Source organism: Bacillus sp. AM1(2019), from assembly GCF_009906915.1.
GTDB lineage: Bacteria > Bacillota > Bacilli > Bacillales > Bacillaceae > Bacillus > Bacillus velezensis.
Genome location: NZ_CP047644.1, coordinates 4,089,434 through 4,111,368 on the forward strand (window position 1 = coordinate 4,089,434; position 21,935 = coordinate 4,111,368).

Genomic DNA, 21,935 nt, shown 5'->3' on the forward strand with positions numbered 1-21,935 from the left:
ATTCATATGGCGGCTTTTTTAAATATGAATTAAGAAGGCAGTATCTCCTCTAAACAATCCTCCCTGATTTTATAAGATTTTGGCCTTCTGCTTACCAGCTCAACAAATCCTTGCTGTTCTAAATAATCCATTACTCTGTTAATTTTATGTCTCGATTTATTTGAGAGCTCCATTAAGTCTTGCACCGACAGCGTAACCTGATCATTTACAAATACATTAATCGTGATAATGATATTAAAAATATCACGTTCATCTTTATAATCAGCCCATTGATCGCTATCAATATAGTTCCTAATTCGTTTCAGTTTCATTAAATTAAATTCAAGATCCTCAATAATCCCTTTTTGTCCTGACAGAAGCAATTCCAGCATATCCATTAAATAAAAAGTCAGCTCTCCCCGGTTTAAAGGTGCGGGAATTTCCTCTAATGCCTTATAATACTTATCTTTGTTCTTATTAACTGCGTAAGAAAAAGTGATGGCTGAATATTTTTCTAAGTATCGGGACAAATAACTCCCAACGATAAGGCGTCCTGTTCTTCCATTGCCGTCATAAAAAGGGTGAATGTATTCATAGTAGTAATGAGCTGTCATGTAACGATACAGCTGGGGATGTGTTTCATCATGAAGATAAGCAATTAAAGCCTCAAGCGCTTCTGTTATCTTCTGTTCAGAATTAACGCCGATATGGGTGGTCATGTTCCCATCGTTCACTTCAACATAGCCTTTTCTGAATAGCTCACCATCCGGCGCCTCTTCTGCTCCGATTTCATCTGCGACCAGCTCGTCATATAATTCCCTAAAGTCATGAATGCTTGTAAACGACGGAATTCGGTCTATAAATTGATATGTTTTCATCAATCCGACAAACCGCTTATGTGAGGGCTCGGATTGTTCTAACGCTTTAAGAGCCTCTTTCAATTCTTTTTTTGTACTGCGGATTCCTTCAATTTCATTATTACTCTGTGCTTCATTAATAATTAATTTATCAAAATAAGGTTTGACGGCAAATTCGGGGAGCTGACTGATAAGGGATGAAATTTTGGAACTGTTTAACAACACTTCATTATTCAGCTTCATGAGTTTATGTGTATTCACATAAAATAGCTCAAATGAATCGCCCGTGGGTCGGCCTTTTCGGAACCCCCGTATGTTTAATGATGTTGAATAACTGCCATAGCTGCTTGTTCTCTTTTTACATTCTTTCTCATATGAATCAGCATCCATTTTATAAAAAAGCTTAGATAACTTCTCATACTTCATATTACCACCTCGCTTAATTTAAAATTATACACTTTTTTAAAATTATACAATCATTATAGCCTGATTTCTAACAAATATTCCCGCTTTCCAATCAAAACAAAAAACGGCGTACTGCATGGCAGTACACCGTCTGAAGCAATTCAATCTGTCTTTCTCCCTCTCGCCCGATAGATAAGAAATAATCCAATAAACCACAGCGGCGTTAGCAGCAAAGCCGGGCGCGTTGCATCCGCAAACAGCATAATCACCAGAATGACGGCAAACAGCGCCAACACGGCGTAATTGATAAACGGCGCAAACGGCGCCTTGAAAGACGAGCTTGCATGTAAGTCCGGACGGGTTTTTCTGTATCTGATATGACAGACAAGAATCACGCCCCACACCCAAATGAAACAAATCGCGCTGATGGTTGTCACGATGCCAAAGGCCGCTTCCGGTATCAATTTGCTTAAAAGAGCGCCGGCTGACAGCACAATAACCGATATCCATAATGCGCGGCTCGGCACATGATTTTTATTCAGCTTCGCAAAACTTGCAGGCGCTTGTTTCGTTTTGCTTAAGTTATACAAAATCCGGCTTGTTGAAAACATCCCGCTGTTACAAGCAGAAGCAGCAGACGTTAATACGACAAAATTAATGATTCCCGCGGCTAACGGGATGCCGACCAGACTGAAGGTCTTCACAAAAGGACTTTCCGCCGCATTCAGCTGCATCCACGGGTTAATACATAAAAGAATGAGCAATGCCCCGACGTAGAAAAATAAAATCCGCAATGGAATTTTATTGATAGCGGACGGAATATTTTTTTTCGGATTTGACGTTTCCGCCGCCGACACACCCACTAATTCCACACCGACATAGGCGAAAATCACCATCTGGAACGAAAGCAAAAAACCTGAAAGTCCGTTCGGAAACAAGCCGCCGTGCTCCCACAGATTCGCCGCTGAAACCGTTCCGGTATGCGTTTTGAACCCAATCACCAGCAGAACCACACCGATGACAATTAACGCGAGAATCGTGACTACCTTAATTAAGGCGAACCAAAACTCCAATTCTCCAAAAATCTTAACCGTTAACAGATTAAGCCCTAATAAAATGAGCAAACAGATAAGTGCCGGAATCCACTGCGGAATATCAAACCAATATTTCACATACACACCGACGGCGATCACATCCGCCATAGCCGTCATAATCCAGCAAAACCAGTAGGTCCAGCCGGTGACAAACGCTGCACGCGGCCCTAAATACGCCTCGGCAATATCCGTTAATGATTGGTAGCCCGCTTTAGATAACAGCAGTTCTCCCAACGCCCGCATGACGAAAAAAAGCGCAATACCTACAATAAAATACGCAAAGATGATAGAAGGACCCGCCAGCTGAATCGCCTTACCGGACCCTAAAAACAATCCGGTGCCGATCGTGCCGCCAATGGCGATCAGCTGCACGTGCCGATTCGATAAGTCCCTCTTTAGCTCTCGCTGCTCCACATCTGACTCCTCCTTACCTCTCTAGTGAACGACGAGCAAAAAAAGCCAATAAAAAAAGAGATTGGATGCCCTCCAATCTCATGGTCATAAGAATATCAAATTATATCTGCGCCGCTGACAATCAACAGCATGACAAATACATATTCGGTACTCTTCTGTCCTTTTGCCTGAGATTGTGAACCCTTCGGCGCCGCGGAAAACCCGCGGTCTCTCCAGAAGCCGCTCCTGCTGTAGTGCGACCCACAGCAATCATAGCCTGCTACGTATTGAGTTTCTGATAGAAATACCTATCAGCTAACTTTTTATTATAATGGAAGCTGAATTCATTGTCAATAGGGGGATGAGCTCACGGCGTTATCCCGGTCCAATTTCCGATGCCTGAAGCGCCGTATTTTCCGTTTTCATTGTCTCAAAAAGGCGTTATGCGGTACTATCATATAAGGTCTAATAATGTAAACATTATGTCATACTTTAAATTCACCTTATCATACAATTGCTCGTAAATAAAAAGGGGATGGACGAGATTGGAAACGAAATATTTAGATCTGCTCGCACAAAAATACGATTGTGAAGAAAAAGTGGTCACGGAAATCATTAATCTGAAAGCGATACTGAACCTGCCGAAAGGAACCGAGCATTTCGTCAGTGATCTGCACGGGGAGTATCAGGCATTCCAGCACGTGCTGCGGAACGGTTCAGGAAGGGTAAAAGAGAAGATCCGCGATATTTTCAGCGGCGTCATTTACGATAGAGAAATTGATGAACTGGCGGCTTTGGTCTATTATCCTGAGGACAAACTGAAGCTGATCAAACATGACTTTGATACGAAAGAGGCACTAAACGAGTGGTATAAAGAAACGATTCATCGGATGATTAAGCTCGTTTCTTATTGTTCTTCCAAGTACACCCGCTCCAAATTGCGCAAAGCACTGCCCGCCCAATTTGCTTATATTTCTGAAGAGCTGCTGTACAAAACAGAACAAGCCGCCAACAAGGAACAATACTATTCCGAAATCATAGAACAGATCATTGCGCTCGGCCAGGCCGATAAGCTGATCACCGGCCTTGCCTACAGCACGCAGCGATTGGTGGTCGACCATCTGCATGTTGTCGGCGATATTTATGACCGCGGACCGCAGCCGGATAAAATCATGGAAGAACTGATCAACTATCATTCAGTGGATATTCAATGGGGGAATCATGATGTTCTCTGGATAGGCGCTTATTCCGGCTCAAAAGTATGCCTGGCAAACATTATCCGCATCTGTGCCCGCTATGACAATCTGGATATTATTGAAGACGTTTACGGCATCAATCTGAGACCGCTATTGAACCTTGCCGAAAAATATTACGATGATAACCCGTCTTTCCGCCCGAAAGCGGACGAAAACAGACCGGAAGATGAGATTAAACAAATCACAAAAATTCATCAGGCGATCGCGATGATCCAATTCAAGCTTGAGAGCCCGATTATTAAGAGACGGCCGAACTTTAATATGGAGGAACGTCTGTTACTGGAAAAGATTGATTATGATCGCAATGAAATCACGCTGAACGGAAAAACATATCAGCTAGAAAACACCTGCTTTGCGACGGTGAATCCTAAACAGCCTGACGAGCTGTTAGAAGAAGAAGCGGAAGTCATGGACAAGCTGCTGTTCTCTGTTCAGAACTCCGAAAAGCTGGGCCGCCATATGAATTTTATGATGAAAAAAGGCAGCCTTTATTTAAAATATAACGGCAACCTGCTGATTCACGGCTGTATTCCCGTCGATGAAAACGGCAGCATGGAAACGATGATGATAGAGGATAAAGCTTATGCGGGCCGTGAGCTGCTCGATGTATTTGAACGGTTCTTACGAGAAGCCTTCGCCCATCCGGAAGAAACCGATGATCTGGCGACAGATATGACTTGGTACTTATGGACAGGCGAATACTCTTCCCTCTTCGGAAAACGCGCCATGACAACCTTTGAGCGATACTTCATTAAAGAGAAGGAAACGCATAAAGAAAAGAAAAATCCGTATTACTATTTGCGTGAAGACGAAGCAGCCTGCCGAAACATCCTGAAGGAATTCGGCCTCAACCCGGATCACGGCCATATCATCAACGGCCATACACCGGTAAAAGAAATCGAAGGCGAAGATCCGATCAAGGCAAACGGAAAAATGATCGTCATCGACGGCGGCTTCTCCAAAGCCTACCAATCCACAACAGGCATCGCCGGCTACACGCTCTTATACAACTCCTACGGCATGCAGCTCGTCGCCCATAAACACTTTAACTCCAAGGCCGAAGTGCTGAGCACCGGAACCGACGTCTTAACAGTGAAACGATTAGTCGACAAAGAGCTGGAGCGGAAGAAAGTGAAAGAAACAAACGTCGGTGAAGAACTGATGAAAGAAGTGGCGATTTTGGAGAAGCTGCGGGAGTATCGGTATATGAAGTGAAGAATATGGAGTTCAGAGATGATTCTCTGGGCTCTTTTTTTACGGTTTCCCTGTATGTAAAACGGATTTAACCGCTTCTTCAATCTCCCTATAACCCGTACATCTGCAAATATTGGACTCCAGCCAATTTTTTATCGTGTCATCACTTGCATTCGGCTCAGTATTCACTAAAGCATGACAATTCATGAGAAAACCCGGTGTGCAATAACCGCATTGAAACGCGAATTTTTCAATAAAGGCCTTTTGAATCGGCGTATTGATCAGTCCTTCAATCGTCGTAATGTCCTTTCCTTCCCCTTCTGCCGCAAGCATTAAGCAAGATTTCATCGGCACCCCGTCCGTTAATACCGTACAGGCGCCGCAATCCCCATTTAAGCAGCCCGGTTTTGCACCAGTTAATCCGAGACGAAGACGAAGAGCAAATAACAAAGTATCAGCCGGCCTGACCGTAATCTGTCTTTCCTCGCCATTTACTTTCAACGTAATAGGATCAGACATTTGGACCTCCTTCTAATTCCCGTAGGGCATCTAAAATTGTATTTTGCAAGACAAATATTCGGTATTCACTTGAGCCTTCTGCATCATCAAGAACGGGTTTGGGTACATACTGTAAAGACCTGCGCACTCTTTCTTCTGCTGATCGGCTTTTATCGTTAAGCACAGCCTCCATTTCAGCAGAACGAAACGGAAATGGACATACGCCGCTGAAGGCCATTCTGATCTCATCATCTTTTTTCAGCGCACAGACTGTCACCAATGGATACCCGACATTCCACTGCTGTCTTCTTTTGATACTGACAAATGGCAGGTCAACGTACGCTCGATCGACAACGACATGAAATAAAAAATCACCTTTTTGCAATTGTATTTCCTTGTTAAATACTTTATTTATGGGACGGTAATGAATCCCCGCTCTCCCTGCAATCCCTATCAAACTATCAGAAATCAACAACGGCAGCACGGCCTCACGGTAATAGATGCCCCCGCAAATGTTTCCGCCCAGGCTGATCTTATTTCGAGTCGTCCGATCTGCTATTTCACTGACTGTTTTACTTAATAGCGGAAATGGATTTTCTTCCTCCAGTTTCGTTAATGACACGCCTGCTCCGATCACCAGATCATTTTCATAAAAGCGGATGGTTTGAAATTCCGGAAGCGCGTTCATATCTATCACCGCATCCGTATAGACGATATTCAGCCTTCCTAACGTGATAATTTCCGTGCCGCCGGAATAATACATTGGTGTTTTCTTTTCGGCCGCAAGAGAGTGAAACAGGCGGGTTGTTTCTTGAATGGTCTTCGGTTTAAAATAGTCGAAATCAAACGGTATCATCTTTCCACCCCTCTTGCGTCCTCCATAATTGTTCGGGAATGAGAGGAAGTTGATTCAATTGGACACCTAAAGCGGCGGAAAGGCAATTTCCCAATGCTGCCGGCATCCCCAACAGTCCGTGTTCCCCGCCGCCGCGCGCTCCATAAGGCGCAATCACATGCGGGGTTTCAACAAATTCAATGATATATTCAGGCTGCTCTCCATAGTGAAGGGGGCGGTATGTTCTAAGCTGAGGATTTAATACTCTGCCATATGAATCAAATACAAAGGTTTCTCTTCCTCCAAATGCGATTCCCATACTCATCCCCCCCATCACTTGACCCCTAGCAGCTTTTTCATTCAGTACAGTTCCTATATCCACAACAGAATAGGCTTTTGTAATTCGATACGTATAATCCCGTTTATCCAACTCAACTTCAATTCCCTGAGCACCGACAGCCCACTCGGGTCCCGGCTTCCCTCTTCCCGTTTCCCGGTCTAAATTCGTCATCCGGGTTAATGTGTAATTGCCGCTCGCAATGATTTGGCCGCCAATGGTATTTCCATTTGGAAAGGTATATCCGTAAGCAATGTCTTTTATTTCAACATGTACAGAAGGATGATCTATAAAATAAACCTTTCCGTCGGCCACTTCCAATTCCTCGACAGGAACCCGCAACACACATGATGCCACGTCCTTCAGCTTTCGAATGGCTTCCTCCGCTGCATTCAGTACGGCATTTCCGGCCATTAACGTCCCTCTGCTCCCTACGGTTTTCCAATGCTCGGGTGTTGTTTGTGTATCTATAAGCATTTTTACGTGAATTTTGCTTATATCCATTTTCATTCGTTCCGCCAGGATTTGGGCTAGCACTGTTTTTGTCCCTGTTCCAATTTCCACTACCCCTGACATCAAATTAATGCTTCCATCGGGATTAAAGGTTAGAATCACCCCGGACGTTGCATTTGTATCAAATGTTGAGGTTTTCCAAATACAGCTGATTCCCTTCGCCCGTATCTTCCGGCCGTTGATTTCAATTCGCTGTCCCTCGTCCCAATTCATTAATTCCTTTAATCTTTCAATGCACTTCGGCACATTTCCGACCGTGCTTGAATTGAGAAGAACTTGAGTCGGTGTGGTGTCACCGGGGCGAATGGCATTTTTATAGCGGAGTTCTAACGGGTCCATGTTCAGCTTTTCCGCCAATACATCCATCGTCCGCTCAAAGGCAAATAACACTTCAGCATGGCTGTAGCCCCTGAATGCACTTGGATATGGATGATTCGTATACATACAATATGAATCACACCGTATATGATCGATCGCGTACGGACCCGTACAATCAACCACCGCAGCCCGGCTGATGTCCACTCCTTTATCAGAATACGCTCCGCCATCAAATAAAAACTGAATGTCTGCCGCCTTTAAGATTCCATCCTTTGTAGCCCCTAATTTGACAATGGCATCCAACCCGATATGAACGGGAGATGTGATCAGATCCTCTTCTCTCGTATTAAACAATTTGACGGGCCGGCCTCCAACCGCTTTGGATGCCAAATAGGCAATCACCTCTAACTGAACGGCTGCTTTTCCCCCGTACGCTCCTCCTACTAAAGGCGTTTTGACGATAACCTTTCCGGGTTCGATTCCAAAATACCACTGCATTAATTTTTTAATGGCAAAAGGAGCTTGAGAGGATGTGGTAATGATAATCTCCTCATCCGCCCGAATTTCAACAATCGAGCATCTTGTTTCCATCGCAGCGTGATCAGAAGGGTTAAAGGAAATCTGGAATTCTGCTGTCACATCACTTTCCCTAAACCCGTCTTCAATATTTCCTTTTCTAACCTTATCCAAGTTTGCGATATTGGTCTTCGGAACCGGGAATACACCTTTTGTCTTCTCATAGCGGTCCGCATTTTCATGGACGAGCGGCGCATCCTTTTGAAAGGCCTCACGGGGGGAATTGACGACGGGAAGAGGTTTATAGGATACTTTGATGGCATCCGCTGCCTTTTTAGCTGTAATCGGATTTTCCGCAACAACAACAGCAACCGGCTCACCATGGTATCTGACCCTTTTATAAGCAATCGGCGATCTGTCTTTAATTTCCTCACCTGCAAGCGGAAAAGGTTCATCACCCAATATCGCTCTCACGCCGGGAATCTTCCAAGCCTCTGAAAAGTCCATAGACACAATATCGGCATGAGCATATGGACTGACCAGTATTTTTGCGTGTAATGTGCCTGTTTCTTGAAAATCATCCGTATATTTCGCTTTACCCGTCACTTTTTCAAGGGCCTCTTTTCGAATGACACTCTTCCCGATATACTCCAACTCATTCACTCCCCGAATTTATTCAGCAGCAGCGTATAATCTTCAGCTGTATCGACGTCATAAAAAAGCAAAGGGTCTTGAAAGCTGATCATTTTTCCCGTATTGATCATACTTTCACGGATCACATGCCGGGCGCCCTGATCTCCCTTTAACTGATGCAATACCGGAAAACATTGATTGGAGAATAAAATGGGGGGCATGGGAAGATGTTGATTTTCAGCGGCGATAAATAAATAGCGGCGCTCCTTTTGATAGGAATCAATTAACGTATTGATGATATCTGCGGTGACAAACGGCTGATCTGCAAGGAGAATGATAACGGCGTCAGCCTCGTACTCTGCCGCTTTTTTTACACCGCATTGTATAGAATGGCCTTGGCCCTTACCCGCTTGCTCACATTCTGCCTGACTCCACTTATTTGATAAAGGATTTAAAAAGAAAACATCCGAAAGCCAATGCAGCGGATCTCCCTTTCCTGTTATAACGAAAATATGATCTAATTTAGATAACAAGGCATTTTTAAGAGCCATACTTCCAAGGGAAACTCCATTCAGAAATAAACTTCGCTTATCCGTCCCCATGCGTCTGCTTGTACCGGCTGCCAGGTAAATGGCTGCTGTTTTCATAAGAGAGACCTTTGTGTTCGCATTTCTTTAATCATCTCGCCGACAATGCTTACAGCAATCTCTTCAGGGCCCTGTGCCCCGATGGGAAGTCCGATAGGGGAATGAATATCCTCCGGAATCTCAGCTCCGCCTAATAGCCGCTCGGTGCGCCTTCTGGGGCCTAATACACCTTTATAAAACACATTCTCGTTTTTTAATGTATGTAAAATGATCTGATCTTTTTGAAAGCTGTGCGTCATAATGACAACAAAATCTCTTTGGGTCATGCTCAGGCCTTCCATGACTTCTTCCGGTGCTCCTGTTATCAAATGGCCGGCTTCAGGAAAATGGCCGTGATGACATAAAGCGGGACGCCAGTCAATCACCGTCACATGAAAGCCCGCATGAGCTGCCAACGAAACTAACGGCTTCGCATCTTCCCCTGCTCCGAAGACATATAAACAAGGTTTTGGCACCATCTGATGGATAAAAAATAAATCAGAGGTATGTTCATCCCTCTTGATTCCCTTTTCCGTCTGTCTCAGTTTTTGAATACGGCCTTGTTCCATAACATCCCCGGTTCCAAACACTTCGCCGTCTTCCACTATGTACAGATCTTCCTTCGGCTCTAACGTTTTAGTGAATCGTTTCATTCGGGTCACAGACTTTTTTTCATCTAAGCATGTCTTGACTGTCATCAGATGTCGTTCCAATTCCCCTTTTACAGGCTCAAGTAAAACCGTCAAAACACCATTACAGCCAATGCCCTGTCCCCAGGATAAATCGTCTTCCGCGCTCATATCAAAGCGGACAATCACCGGCTCTCCTGCAGCCCAGACCTGTTCCGACCGTTCAACGAGGTCTTCTTCCAGACAACCGGCGGATAACATTCCGACTCTTGTTTTATCCCCTAAAATCAGCATCGAAGCCCCTTCTTTCTTATAAGCGGACCCCTCTGTTTTAATAATGGTAGCCAGTACCTTAGCTTTTTTAGAAGTGGCGATGACATCCAAAATCCGGTGTATATCATCCATTTCATGTCCCCCGTTTTACCTGCTCATATCTGCATCTGTAAATCCATATTCTTTTTTTCCAGAAAACATTACAAACGCTTCAGCAATTTCTTCGTTTCTAAAAAAAAAGAGTCTTTATAGACCTTATGACCGGGCGGCGGGTGCGACAGCATGTCGGAACGGAGAGATTCCAATAACATGTCCTGTTCCTTCTGTTTCCAATTGTCTGTTTCACCCTGCTGTATGCCTTTAAAACCCGCAAAGTATTCACTTAACACTTGTAAATCATTCCCCAGCTCCCTTTTGTCACTTGAAGATAACTCCCCCTCTTTTTCCCATTCTTTTAACGTTTTCACTATATTTGATAGATACTCAAATCCGGCGTTCAACTTTTGCATCTCAATTTGATAGCTTGAAATGATGTTTTTATGTTTTTTTCTGACGGGGTTGAATTTTAAGCTGTCAGAGGCTGTTTGCAGCATCTCTTTTGCCGTATGCAGCTCTTGCAGAAGATTGTTCATTCTATACGCCATGAGGTTTCCTTTTCCTTGTCCCCACTCTGATTGCACCCATTTGGAAAGGTCTGAAAGTGTGCCGGAAAGCTGACGAGCCAATGTTTGAAAAGAGTCCGCTGCCTTTTTTGTGTAGTCCGGCGGAAAAAGGAACATGTGAACCAGAATGGCAATGATGACGCCGATCACCGTATCGATGATTCGGTCGAATTCATAATCTTTAGCGTTTCGTTCAAAGGTAAATACCAATAAAATGGTGAGCGCTACCTGATGTAAAACCGTTACATCTATTCGCAACAACTTGGCAATGTAAGTACCGCCTAATAGGAACAGCCCCAGCATCCAGCCATTCATTGGCAAGTGACTGACAAGAAAGGATGTTAGCATGATCCCAATCGCAGTTCCCGCAATACGATGAAAAGAAAAGCGAATCGACTGATCTATCGTTGGCTGCAAACATAAAATAACAGAAAGAGGCGCTAAATACGGGTGATCAGAGCCCGCCAGTTTTGCCGCTTCCCACGAAACAGCAGATGCAATCGCCATCTTCCAAACCAAAGATGTTTTGTTTTGAATTTTTTCACTCTTCATCATACGCCCCCTCCTTTCAGAAACCTTTTCCACTAGGTTTCCGTGACGGAAAGGGATTTATACTGATATATGAGAAATGCGAAAAGAAGCTGTGGTTCAAGGGGGAATTCTTGAATCACAGCTTCTTTTTGGGGTTGGGGAAAGAGTAGTAAAAGCTAGGTTCTACTCCTTGATAACTTCGCATCAGATATGAACCCTGCTCTCCTATGACTTTCGAAGGGAAACATACAAACCTTGTTGGTTAATGTGATGAAATTGGGTGAATTTTTTATCATTTTATATGGTAAGGGTTTAAGAAGCAGAATGCCTTTGTTAGTATGGCAACCAAAGGAGGAGGATCAATTATGCAAAGCAAAATGAAGCTAACCGCAGTGAAACTGGCAGCCTTGGTATTCCTAGTAGGTGCCTTTGCCCTCCCGGTTTTACCCCATGCTGCGGCTGCCGCAGCATCCCAAGCTACATACAAAGTTGAGAACCTCAACGACAGTGAGCTGAAGATGACGTTCAATCATGCAGATGTTCATATTGACGCTAAAGGCAATGCAACCCTAAAAGACAACATAACGGGCGAGGAGCAGGCTCTTCCGAAAAGCTCTACTGACAAAAATGGTGACCCCGTTACACTGAAATATGAAAAAATCAAAAATGGCATTTTAGTCAAAGTCGTAAACAAAGACGCTGGAAAAACGAGCGGTTCAATCAGCACCCAATCAGTCGGGAAATGTATTTTAGGTACTGGCGGTGGTGCGGTAACTGGCGGCGGCACACTGGGTCTCGCAGGAGCTGCTGTAGGAACAGTTACAATACCCGGCATCGGAACAGTAGGAGCGGGTGCCGTTGGAGCAATTACCGGCGCTGTTGGCGGTGCAATGACAGGAGCTGCCGCATCTTGCTTTTAACCATGAAGAAAAAGGGGCCCGCGCCCCTTTCTTTTACTAACTATGGAAGGTGGTCGACATGTACAAAATCATCATTCCTTCAATACTAGCCATCTTCATTCTCTGGATTCTCTTACAAATTTCGCTGGAGATAAGCATCGTTAAGAATCCATTGAATTATTTTATCGTATTCATTGTCTTCTTTCTCTTTATTAAGATGGTGAAAGAGAAGCAACAGTAGGTTGCTTCTTTTACCATGTGTAGAAAATAAATCCATATCTTAATGAATTGTATAAGCAGAAAACAGGCTATTATTCTCTATTGTACCTTGAGAGCAGGTAAAGGAAGCTTAGGTTTTGAACATTATGTTTGAGCGGAAGTTTAGTTTAAGCGAGAAAATAATCTTAAAATGAATCTTAAACAGCAATACAGTAATAATCGGATTCACGATTATTAAAAGTGTATGTTTACCTTTATGATTTAAAGCGGTTCAACAATAGAGTTTATTATATTCTTGGTTAGTATTAGAAATGATATTTCCATTTCATTTTAATTTGGCAGATGACTAGAATACTTTTCTCCGAACTTTTCTATATCACTATAAAAAGGGTATTTTAAGGACTTTAGGCCAGTTACATTCCACGGGAATACTAACGCTGATTACCTGTTATAGTCTTCAATAATCGAAATCGTTTTATTTGCCACTTCACTCCCAAGTGAGGCATACAATTTCTTATCGCCAATAACATAAAATTCTTCTTTAGCTCGTGTAGCTGCAACATTCATCATATTTGGATCAGAAACAGCCCATCTTGCTGCCCCACTGCTATTAGTGTCCGCTCCAAGAACAAAATAGACAATTTTTGCTTCTTTTCCTTGAAAAGTATGGACAGTTCCGATGTTTGTTTTTTTCCCATTTTCGCGTTTCGTAAAGTTAATTTCATCTAAAACTTGTGCAAGTTTATAAGCCACATTTCTAAATGGAGATATAACATAGATTTCTTCCGCTAAGTCTGGATTTTCCTGCAAACGCTTATCAATCAGACTTTTCAGTAAGTCAGCTTGTTCTTTAACAAATTTGTCATTTGCTTTTCCGGTTGAATCATACCATTGTGATTTTCCTTGTGACTCATCTTCTGATTTACCTTGTACCATCAACCCATCATACGAGATTTCATTTGAAATCGTAAACATCGGATAGTTTGAACGTCTGTGCACCCAAAGTGGTATGCCAATCCATTCATCCTCATTTTTTTGGAAACCATACTGACTTGCAGCATCCACAATCGTTTGAGTAGAAGCATCAGCAGAGACAAACTTTTCATCAACTTTATAATACCTTCCAATCAATGTCAGGACATTTGAATCTAACGTCAACACTGGTTTTATTTGTGATGGATCCCCCACCACCATAACCTTTTTACTTCTAAAAATTGCGCCAACACTTGCCTGCGGTAGTGCTTGGCCTGCCTCATCTATGAATAGGTTACCTATTGAATTTTCATTAAGGTTTTTAAACATCCTGCCAAAACTAGCAAAAGTAGTACTGACAACAGGGATAGCAAAATTCAACCATTGCCATGATTCTGAAATTAACTGATGTCCATTCTCTTTTCCAATGTATTCGGACTGTTTATTCCAAATAATTCTTGCCGCTCTCAAATTCTTTCTGTTTTCATACAGGAATTGCTTTCTAACCTTTAAGGCTGAAATGAATAATTCTGATTGTAAAATACGAAAGCGCTTGGTAAACCATGGATTAGACTTTTGAAGTTCATCATATGATAGTGAGAAATCTAGTTCTTCTATTCCACTTTGAAATTTGAGTTTTTCTAATAACGCAATTTCTTGTTCCAATTTCTGCAAATCATTTTGTTGAGTAGTCATCCATTGTTCGAAATCAGCTTTTGTGTCCTGAATTTGTTGCCGAGTATATTCAATTTTAACGGAATTTACCTTTAGTTCATTTTCGAATTTCATGCGCTCATTCAACAATATAGTCTTTTGTTGAGAAAGATGATTTAAATGAGCATTCGTATTATTGAGATTTTTGAAATACTGCTCAACTTTTGATTTATTAAATATTTTCTGGAACCATAAAAAACTTGGCTTTTGTGAAGTAACTACATCATAATTCCGTTCAGCTTGAGCTTGTAAATCATTCAAATTTTTGATTTCAATGGAACAATCCGATAACTTTTTTTGGAGATTTACGCTTTCTTGTCTCAGCCTTTCAAGTTCACGCTGCGCTTCTTCCTCCTGTGAAATCAAATTTGCTCGTTTCTCTGTTACTTCTTGTTCAAAAGCAATGGTTTGCTCCTTATGCTTGGTTTTAAATTTTTGAAGAGAATACATTTTCTTGCTATATTCCTGAATTTTTTCTCTTTCAGTTTTTAATTCATCATAGAGACACGCGAATTCTTGATATACACTTACATCTGTATTCGCTTGATAATTTTCTTCTAAATCTTTTTCAATTACTTCAATGGTTAAAAGTAACTTGTTAATGTTTGTTGACGCTCCGCCTTCCAACGAAAATGTACCCCAATTATCCTCATTTAAAAGCTCACTTTTTATCTTGCGATTCTTTCCGAAACCTTCACCAGTTAATTTAGAATTAGAAACATCTTTAAAATAATTTGCTTCCTCTAGTTGCTTTTGAAAATCGTCAGCAATCTTTTCTTTCTTTGGTAATTCCTTAACAATATTTTGGACTGCCCCATTGTTTGAACTTGCTACAATAATATTCTTATCTGAAATGGAATCCGGTAAAACACCAAGTTTGGCACTCTGCCAATAAACTAGACTACCTTGAATATTTTTATCAGACAGCTGTAAAATTTCCGCTGCCTGTTGCACTACTAAATCAGCGAAAATATCTTTTAACAGTGTTGTTTTCCCTGTTCCTGGCGGTCCATTGACACTACGAATATCATTTTCATCATTTAAAGCAAGATTTACCGCAACCTGTTGCATGAATGAAAGCGCAAACTTAGGATTACTGGGGAAACGTCCCAACGGATAAAATTTAGGTTGCAAAATCATCTCGAAAACATGTGAATTAAAATGAGTTGATTCTTTTTTACCATCTAAATTTTTTCTGTATCCAGAAAAGCCATTAAAATATCTATCCAAATTTTTATTAGTGATTGTCTTTGCCTTGTTCAGATCTCCAATAAAAAACGAATGTAGATTCACATCTCCATTATCCAAGTTTTTCATAAATGCATAGCGGAAATTTTCTGTAGTAACATTATAATTTTGTAAGAGTTCAGAAAATGCGGTATTAAAATCCTCATCAAATTTTCTGTTCAAGTCTTCTCTAAATGAGTTTTCAACTTTTAAAATATCTTTCGGTAAATCGCCATGTCGGCGGATATAACCGCTCATCGTATAGAACAATTTGTCTGCTATGAAATTTAATTGGTTATCAAAATATAAAGAGAAGGTAAATTTGTCAGAGTTACTAACTTCTTCGCAGGTCTTGGCGATCTTATATTTCTCCCTCAATATGTCAACAATCTCTTGAAAATTGAATATATCAAAATATAATACTAAGCCCGACTTCTTAAAGAACTTATCTGATACATTTTGCTGTTCTTTTTGTTTAGTTAAAAAGTCTAAAAAAAACTTATTCCAGTCCTTCTCCACTGTATATAAAGGCTTTAGAGCTTTATCTTTTTTATTAATAGAACCTTCTGATAGTTGTTCTATCGTAATCCAAGCATTTAAAATGTCTTTCCTTCCGTTCATACTATCCCCCATCATCATCCATATATAGAAAACTTGAATTATAAGTTGCATTTGTGTATTTAAATAATCGAGAGTTTCTCATAGACAAAATTAGATTTACTAGAAGCTTTTTAACAAATGATAATGTTTGGATTTAATGAGGCTGAACTAGTTCATCAACTTTATATCAATATTTTACATTTTTAATATTTTCACAACATTCTTTATCCAAGAAAAAATTTACTATGATAAAGAAAATGTTTCTTAGCTTAATTTGTATCAAAAGGCTCGACTTAAATTTGTTTTTCTTTTATCAATTGTAAAACCTCACTCACTTATGATAAGGCTCACCACAATGTATCTAAATGAGGTTAATTTCAGAAAACTTTTCAAATAGTTTATTTGAAGTTTCTATTAATAATTCTGGTCTTGTACTAGAACCTTTATAATTATTCTCCAGATAAGAATCCTTCATAACATTTGATATTACTTTGAGAATAATTTCTGTGTTCACTGTACTAGTTAAATCAACGTCTATTTCAATTAATTTTCTCAAGAAATCTGTAATAATCATTAAAATAGGTATTTGTACTTTGTAATTCCTACTCTCAACGCCATAAATTTCCTTTGAAAAAGGATATTTAATACCATAATCGCAATATATTTTTTCAAAGAAATCATTTACTTTATCTAGTAAAAGTGAAAGTTTCTCAATTTGAATTTCTTGATTTATAGTTATAGTATTTTTTTTCATAAACTCTTCTGCATACTCTGGGGATGTTTCATATTTACTTTCTAGTCCAACTTCTAGTATGTAAAGCATGGTTTGAATATTTTCGTGAGCAGTTTTATCTGAAAACCTTTTCTTAGTCATATTATATATGTTTTTAAAAGGTGAAACTGACTTATAATAGGTTTCTATCTGTTGATTTAACCAATCATTAACCTCACTTCTATAAACCGCATGTCTTATTTCTTGTCTACTTAAAGGATGTGAACCAGTATTATATCTTTTGAAGATTTCCATTTCTAATTCCGGGTTGTTCTGTACATGAATATTTTCAAATGTTAAACTACATTGATGTAAAATTGAAGCTTGTATATCTGTAGGTAACTCTAAAAATTTCTTAAAATTTAATTCATTTATTTTTTCTAAATCCTTTAAAGCGAACTCATTTTTAACAAACCTATAAATGGCTCTCAATCTATGTTGTCCATCTATAACATTAGATATATAAGGAATTTTAGTTGTGTCTGAAGATAAATATATTATAGGTATAGGAATTCCTAACAATAATGACTCAATTAACAGACTTTCATCTGAAACAGTGAATTTATATTCCCTTTGATATTCAGGGTCTAACTTTATTCCTCCAGTCCCATCCATTCCTTTATCTATTTCATTAACAACATCATAAATTGTTTTAGTACTTGGAGTAGAATCAACTTTCCATTTACTTTCCATAATATCCTCCTATTGTTTATATTCGAAAACAATATCATCTGCAATACTAGATAATTCTGGGTAAATACTTGATTTACTAATACCTAAACTAAACAGTTCTTTCTTAATTTCGTGTATATAATCATAATGAATATTAATTTTGTAAAGAAATTCACTAGCTCCCTCATAATCTTCTAACGGTAGTGCATTCGATGGAAATAAAGTAAAAATACCTTTCTGTGCTTCAATACGGGAGTTGTTTACTGGTCCACTAATAGCCAAAGGATAAATTGCTTCATCAAGTCTTATTCCAACCCTATAATTTGTTTGTAAACAATTATTTAGAGTTGAATCATTTTCCATAAGATTTGGTACATCAACTCTATTCCCTAAATAACCAACTTTACTATTTAAATCAATAGGATTTAAAGACCATATAACTGGATAATTCTCAACAGTATATTCGTCTAGTGATTTTTCAACCGCGAAATATAAAGAAACTAACGGATTGGATGTCCAGTCTAATAGCCTAGTAGGTAGTCCGTAATGTTGTGCTATAAATAACCATTCAAATTCATCAGTAGGAACATTATTTAAAAAAGGAATCGCTTTTGATTTAAATTTGGTTTGAAAATTTTTATCACAATTTGTACCATACACATCAATTCCACTTTCATTCTTCCTTAAAAGTGAAGGAAGCAATTGATGTTTATTTGAACCTTGTCCTCTAAAAAAAGAAAAACCTCTAGATGATAAATTTTTTATTTCTTCTATGTATTGAGAAACACTACTTACAAAAACTTCTTCCACTACCAAAACCTCCAATAGACTAGTATGTCTATTATAGCAAAAATAGTCCGACTAAAAGCTTAGGCAGACTATTTTCTATAAAAATTAAAACCTCATTTACTTATGATAAGGCTCCCCACGATTAATCCGAAATGCCCGATAAACCTGCTCCATTAAAATCAGCCGCATGAGCTGATGAGGAAATGTCATCTTCGAGAATGACAGTTTGTCGTCTGCCCGTTTCATGACGGCGTCGCTTAGGCCGAGTGAGCCGCCGATGACGAAGGTGATTTTGCTTTTTCCATAAGTCGCCAGCTTATCTATTGTATCGGCCAGTTCTTCGGATGTTTTCATTTTTCCTTCGATGGCGAGGGCGATGACGTGGGTGTCCGGGCTGATTTTGGCCAGGATGCGTTCGCCTTCTTTGTCTTTGACGATTTTCATGTCTTGGTCGCTCAGGTTTTCCGGGGCTTTTTCGTCCGGGAGTTCGATGATGTCGATTTTTGCGTAGGCTGAAAGTCGTTTTTTGTATTCTTCAATGCCTTGCTTGAGGTATTTTTCTTTTAGTTTTCCGATGGTCACAATATTGATATTCACAGGTCATCCCCACTTTAGAAACAAGTTATTCATATATATTGTCCACAATTGTGGATATCTTTTCTGTATTTTGTGTAGGATCATTCGTTCCCTACTAGATATGTTGCAGTGTCCCCACATAATTCACAGGCTGTGGATAAACTGTTAGTATGTTCGATTTTTCTGATTTCGGGCGGAAGCTCATGATCATCTATGTACATGTCCAGCACGGTTTCGATATGTTCTTCACAAGAATAATAAGCGGTTTTCATTGTTACATCCTCCGATTTTCTTTTGCACGCAGCAATTGTTCTCTTTTCAATATAACCTATTTATACACATGTTAGTAGTGCTTCGGGCTGAGTTTTATCCACAATTCGGCAAATCACGCGCAAAAAGAGCCGGCGTTTGCAGCATCCGGCTCTTTACGTGTTTTCTCTTTTTTCTAAGCGAAGGACGAACAGAATTCCTAATAGACACGCCAGCAGCGTACAGCATACATCGATCCAGTCCGGCTTTCCGCCGTTTAAAAAAGAGTTGGTTATCACGGAAACCAGAAGAATGGTTACGGTCACCGCGGCAAGCTTTTTCTTCATCGGCTCCCTCCTTCACCGACTGTCTTCTTGTTATATAGCCTGATTAAGAGGGTCACAACGATATATACAATCATAATCAATGCCCCGTTACTCACATCAGGGTATCCAATCAACATATTCATTATGACAAAAACAATGGTTATACAAATGACGGACAACAATAAGAAGATACTGAATGATTTCAAATGACCACCTTCTTTCTTGCAGTAACGTTTCATTATAAAAAGCTTACCAAAAGCGGCAAGCTCTTCCGAAATGTTTATACTCTTCAAAACCCACCCATCACCTGCACATCATACAGCTTGAGATGGCTTTTCGGCGTGACGATGTTTTTTAAGTTTGGGATGGTCAGGTCGTTCAGCTTTTTGCCCGTTTTCAGGTCGAAGGATTCGATTTTGGCGGGCTTTTTGTAGCTGTACGTGAACAGATACAGCTTTCCGTTTTGATGGGTCAGCTCCTTGAAGTCGGCTTTCATTCGTGATGCGGGGAGCTTGAAGGCTTTTTTGCTTTTTCCGGTCTCAGGGTTGATACGGTACACGTTTCCGAAGCCGTCAACGAAATAGAAGCTGCGCTGCTCCATGAAAAAGCTTTTTTTGAAGCTGAACGGCATGGAGTCATAGATCGTCTGTTCGTCATTTTTATAAGCGGCGATGTCATACGTTTTGATGGCGCCGCTGTTTTTCATGACTTTCACCATTTGATAGATGTGATCTGCTTTTTCCCCTCTGGTGACAAAGCAGACGGCGCTGTCGTCGGCGGCGAGCTGGGATTCGACAGACGTGCCTTCTTTGTACGTCCATGTCGCGATTGATTTTGTATGGAGCTTTTCTTTATCGGCCTGAATGTCTTGGACGTGATAGCCTTTTTCGTCATCTGTCGGCGTGAGTGCGAAAAGATGATCTTTAAAAAAGCCTGAAGCGCGGATATAGTGCGGGATGACGTCTTGCTTCCACTTGCCGTCAATCTGGCGGTACAGCTCTGAGCGGTAGCTGCCGCCGCTCTTGTCGTAGCCCGAATTATACAGCGTGTAAAAGCCTTTCGCCCGTTCGATATATCCCGCGCTGTCTCCCGTATGCTGGTACGCTCTTTTATACGTGTGAAGGCCGCCCTGAACGGTGTAGATTCCTTTTTTGTCCTCCAGCAGCACGCTGCCGTCATGCACTTTGGCCGATCCGAGCTCAAGCCCCTTCATGTGATAAGAAGAAAGCCGTCCTTTTTCATCGGCGAAGAGGGCGTAGCTTTTTCCGCCGCCGAACGTATCTTGGTCAGCCGCAGTGGAGAAATACAGCAGCGCCTCTTTATCTTCCAGAAAATCAGGGTCATTTAATGTGTCTCTCGCAACCTCCGCAGGATCTTCCGTGCGGAAATAGAAGAAGCATAAGACCGCTGCGGCGGCGATGATCACTAAGGGTATCCAGATGATTTTTTTCACGCTGTTCTCCTTAGTGAATGGTCAGAATCGTGGCCGTGTAGGACGAACTTGTAATGTCGCGCGGGTATACGCCTAAGCCGCCGTTAGAGTCGATATCAATCCCGGCTTTTAAGAGGAATGCCGACCACAGCAGTTTTGAGCAGTTTTTGGCGCCTTCATGGCCCGTATTTCTGTTATTGACGAAGTTGAAGGAGTACTCATCACCGACTCTTGATACAGCCCAGTCAGCGGCGGCTTGTTTTTGGGCGTCGGTGACTTTTACGGTCTGGACGATTGAATTGTCTTCGACTTCTCTGCCGTTATAAGCAATCTGGCGGACGCCGTCTCCCGGCACGGATTCGACAATTTTATCAGCGGATGAATACATGCCGACATGCCCGTGGTTGTAATAAGCCGTGTATGAGTTCGTGTAATAAATATTGCCTTTTGTGCTTTTCGGAAGTTTTTTGGTTCCTGACGATCCGCCCATCGCAGAGATCCCTTCTTTGGAAGCGATTACATTTCCTTGCACCTTGTCTGCCGTGATTTCTTGATGAAACTGCTTGAGAATTGCTTCTGTTGAAACGTGCTTCTGTTTGGCAAGCTCTTTGGCGGATTGGAGAACGTCTTGAGGAGTCGTGCCCTGCTGAAGCTCTGCGATTTCTTTTGCGTAGCGGGCTGTTTCTGTTTCTTTCGCTTTTACATTCAAACCGGAGAACGACAGAACCATGGTGAATGACAGGGCAAACGGGAGGATGGCTTTGAAAAGCTTTTTACACATCATGACTTCGCCTCTTTTCTTTGAGTATAATTTTTCCACATTTGTATTATATGACGGAATTGCGATAAAAAAATAGATAATTTACAGATTTTTAAAAATTTTATAACAATATGTAAATCATATGCATAAAACATTTTCAAATATCAGGAAATCCGGTT

Annotated in this window: 19 protein-coding genes and 1 riboswitch; of the genes, 3 read left to right on the plus strand and 16 right to left on the minus strand. The window is 40.9% G+C overall.

Annotated elements, in window-relative coordinates; genetic code table 11:
- Positions 1-29: 29 nt before the first annotated feature.
- Positions 30-1,262 (minus strand): Fic family protein, encoded by a 1,233-nt coding sequence (locus GNE05_RS20330; protein ID WP_160183156.1) that lies wholly within the window; start codon positions 1,260-1,262, stop codon positions 30-32.
- Between the two features lie 140 nt (positions 1,263-1,402).
- On the minus strand, positions 1,403-2,749 hold the full coding sequence (locus GNE05_RS20335) for an amino acid permease (RefSeq protein WP_014419313.1): 1,347 nt from the start codon (positions 2,747-2,749) through the stop codon (positions 1,403-1,405).
- A 145-nt stretch (positions 2,750-2,894) separates the two neighbouring features.
- A riboswitch (glycine riboswitch) is annotated at positions 2,895-2,975 on the minus strand.
- Between the two features lie 298 nt (positions 2,976-3,273).
- Between GNE05_RS20335 and fbp the strand changes: the two genes are divergently transcribed.
- Positions 3,274-5,199: a fructose-1,6-bisphosphatase gene (gene fbp / locus GNE05_RS20340; RefSeq protein WP_014419314.1), complete on the plus strand. Its 1,926-nt coding sequence runs from the start codon at positions 3,274-3,276 to the stop codon at positions 5,197-5,199.
- 39 nt (positions 5,200-5,238) lie between these two features.
- Here fbp and GNE05_RS20345 read toward each other — a convergent pair whose 3' ends face one another.
- The 6 genes from GNE05_RS20345 to GNE05_RS20370 all read right to left on the minus strand — a co-directional run bounded on the left by GNE05_RS20345 (position 5,239) and on the right by GNE05_RS20370 (position 11,573).
- On the minus strand, positions 5,239-5,697 hold the full coding sequence (locus tag GNE05_RS20345) for a (2Fe-2S)-binding protein (RefSeq protein ID WP_015418586.1): 459 nt from the start codon (positions 5,695-5,697) through the stop codon (positions 5,239-5,241).
- Positions 5,690-6,532, minus strand: a complete 843-nt coding sequence (locus GNE05_RS20350; protein ID WP_160183157.1) for an FAD binding domain-containing protein — start codon at positions 6,530-6,532, stop codon at positions 5,690-5,692. The genes GNE05_RS20345 and GNE05_RS20350 overlap by 8 nt, the downstream gene beginning before the upstream one ends.
- Positions 6,519-8,849 carry a xanthine dehydrogenase family protein molybdopterin-binding subunit gene (locus GNE05_RS20355; protein ID WP_160183158.1) on the minus strand — a complete coding sequence of 777 codons (2,331 nt, stop codon included), beginning with the start codon at positions 8,847-8,849 and terminating at the stop codon, positions 6,519-6,521. Before GNE05_RS20355 ends, GNE05_RS20350 begins: the two co-directional genes overlap by 14 nt.
- Before the next feature lie 5 nt (positions 8,850-8,854).
- Positions 8,855-9,475 carry an NTP transferase domain-containing protein gene (locus GNE05_RS20360; RefSeq protein WP_160183159.1) on the minus strand — a complete coding sequence of 207 codons (621 nt, stop codon included), beginning with the start codon at positions 9,473-9,475 and terminating at the stop codon, positions 8,855-8,857.
- A complete protein-coding gene (locus GNE05_RS20365) occupies positions 9,472-10,488 on the minus strand; it encodes an XdhC family protein (RefSeq protein WP_160183160.1) in 1,017 nt (338 codons plus the stop codon). Before GNE05_RS20365 ends, GNE05_RS20360 begins: the two co-directional genes overlap by 4 nt.
- Positions 10,489-10,556: 68 nt before the next feature.
- Positions 10,557-11,573: an FUSC family protein gene (locus GNE05_RS20370; protein ID WP_160183161.1), complete on the minus strand. Its 1,017-nt coding sequence runs from the start codon at positions 11,571-11,573 to the stop codon at positions 10,557-10,559.
- 341 nt (positions 11,574-11,914) lie between these two features.
- Between GNE05_RS20370 and GNE05_RS20375 the strand changes: the two genes are divergently transcribed.
- Complete coding sequence (locus GNE05_RS20375) at positions 11,915-12,469, plus strand: hypothetical protein (RefSeq protein WP_064108051.1); 555 nt, start codon at positions 11,915-11,917, stop codon at positions 12,467-12,469.
- A gap of 58 nt (positions 12,470-12,527) precedes the next feature.
- Positions 12,528-12,689: a hypothetical protein gene (locus GNE05_RS20380; protein WP_004393168.1), complete on the plus strand. Its 162-nt coding sequence runs from the start codon at positions 12,528-12,530 to the stop codon at positions 12,687-12,689.
- Positions 12,690-13,108: 419 nt separating this feature from the next.
- Here the strand turns inward: GNE05_RS20380 and GNE05_RS21335 are convergent, their stop codons facing one another.
- The 8 genes from GNE05_RS21335 to GNE05_RS20420 all read right to left on the minus strand — a co-directional run bounded on the left by GNE05_RS21335 (position 13,109) and on the right by GNE05_RS20420 (position 21,777).
- Positions 13,109-16,201, minus strand: coding sequence for an AAA domain-containing protein (locus tag GNE05_RS21335; RefSeq protein ID WP_021494649.1), 3,093 nt, complete (start codon positions 16,199-16,201; stop codon positions 13,109-13,111).
- Between the two features lie 340 nt (positions 16,202-16,541).
- Entirely contained in the window at positions 16,542-17,645 is a 1,104-nt protein-coding gene (locus GNE05_RS20395) for a DUF262 domain-containing protein (RefSeq protein WP_014419324.1), read from the minus strand.
- A gap of 9 nt (positions 17,646-17,654) precedes the next feature.
- Positions 17,655-18,434: an FRG domain-containing protein gene (locus GNE05_RS20400; RefSeq protein ID WP_014722065.1), complete on the minus strand. Its 780-nt coding sequence runs from the start codon at positions 18,432-18,434 to the stop codon at positions 17,655-17,657.
- Between the two features lie 96 nt (positions 18,435-18,530).
- The gene (rlmH, locus tag GNE05_RS20405; RefSeq protein WP_160183162.1) at positions 18,531-19,010 is read right to left on the minus strand and encodes a 23S rRNA (pseudouridine(1915)-N(3))-methyltransferase RlmH; all 480 of its coding nucleotides are present in this window, start codon (positions 19,008-19,010) and stop codon (positions 18,531-18,533) included.
- 80 nt (positions 19,011-19,090) lie between these two features.
- The gene (locus GNE05_RS20410) at positions 19,091-19,261 is read right to left on the minus strand and encodes a CxxH/CxxC protein (RefSeq protein ID WP_004393147.1); all 171 of its coding nucleotides are present in this window, start codon (positions 19,259-19,261) and stop codon (positions 19,091-19,093) included.
- A gap of 153 nt (positions 19,262-19,414) precedes the next feature.
- Positions 19,415-19,585 (minus strand): hypothetical protein, encoded by a 171-nt coding sequence (locus GNE05_RS21095; protein WP_004393146.1) that lies wholly within the window; start codon positions 19,583-19,585, stop codon positions 19,415-19,417.
- A gap of 268 nt (positions 19,586-19,853) precedes the next feature.
- On the minus strand, positions 19,854-21,017 hold the full coding sequence (locus tag GNE05_RS20415; protein WP_160183163.1) for a hypothetical protein: 1,164 nt from the start codon (positions 21,015-21,017) through the stop codon (positions 19,854-19,856).
- Between the two features lie 10 nt (positions 21,018-21,027).
- A complete protein-coding gene (locus GNE05_RS20420) occupies positions 21,028-21,777 on the minus strand; it encodes a YiiX/YebB-like N1pC/P60 family cysteine hydrolase (protein WP_160183223.1) in 750 nt (249 codons plus the stop codon).
- Positions 21,778-21,935 lie beyond the last annotated feature (158 nt).

Coding starts and splice junctions, on each gene's coding strand:
- GNE05_RS20330 (WP_160183156.1), bottom strand. CDS start 1,262: ATGAAGTATGAGAAGTTATCTAAGCTTTTTTATAAAATGGATGCTGAT.
- GNE05_RS20345 (WP_015418586.1), bottom strand. CDS start 5,697: ATGTCTGATCCTATTACGTTGAAAGTAAATGGCGAGGAAAGACAGATT.
- GNE05_RS20350 (WP_160183157.1), bottom strand. CDS start 6,532: ATGATACCGTTTGATTTCGACTATTTTAAACCGAAGACCATTCAAGAA.
- GNE05_RS20360 (WP_160183159.1), bottom strand. CDS start 9,475: ATGAAAACAGCAGCCATTTACCTGGCAGCCGGTACAAGCAGACGCATG.
- GNE05_RS20365 (WP_160183160.1), bottom strand. CDS start 10,488: ATGGATGATATACACCGGATTTTGGATGTCATCGCCACTTCTAAAAAA.
- GNE05_RS20370 (WP_160183161.1), bottom strand. CDS start 11,573: ATGATGAAGAGTGAAAAAATTCAAAACAAAACATCTTTGGTTTGGAAG.
- GNE05_RS20375 (WP_064108051.1), top strand. CDS start 11,915: ATGCAAAGCAAAATGAAGCTAACCGCAGTGAAACTGGCAGCCTTGGTA.
- GNE05_RS20380 (WP_004393168.1), top strand. CDS start 12,528: ATGTACAAAATCATCATTCCTTCAATACTAGCCATCTTCATTCTCTGG.
- GNE05_RS21335 (WP_021494649.1), bottom strand. CDS start 16,201: ATGAACGGAAGGAAAGACATTTTAAATGCTTGGATTACGATAGAACAA.
- GNE05_RS20395 (WP_014419324.1), bottom strand. CDS start 17,645: ATGGAAAGTAAATGGAAAGTTGATTCTACTCCAAGTACTAAAACAATT.
- GNE05_RS20410 (WP_004393147.1), bottom strand. CDS start 19,261: ATGAAAACCGCTTATTATTCTTGTGAAGAACATATCGAAACCGTGCTG.
- GNE05_RS21095 (WP_004393146.1), bottom strand. CDS start 19,585: ATGAAGAAAAAGCTTGCCGCGGTGACCGTAACCATTCTTCTGGTTTCC.
- GNE05_RS20420 (WP_160183223.1), bottom strand. CDS start 21,777: ATGTGTAAAAAGCTTTTCAAAGCCATCCTCCCGTTTGCCCTGTCATTC.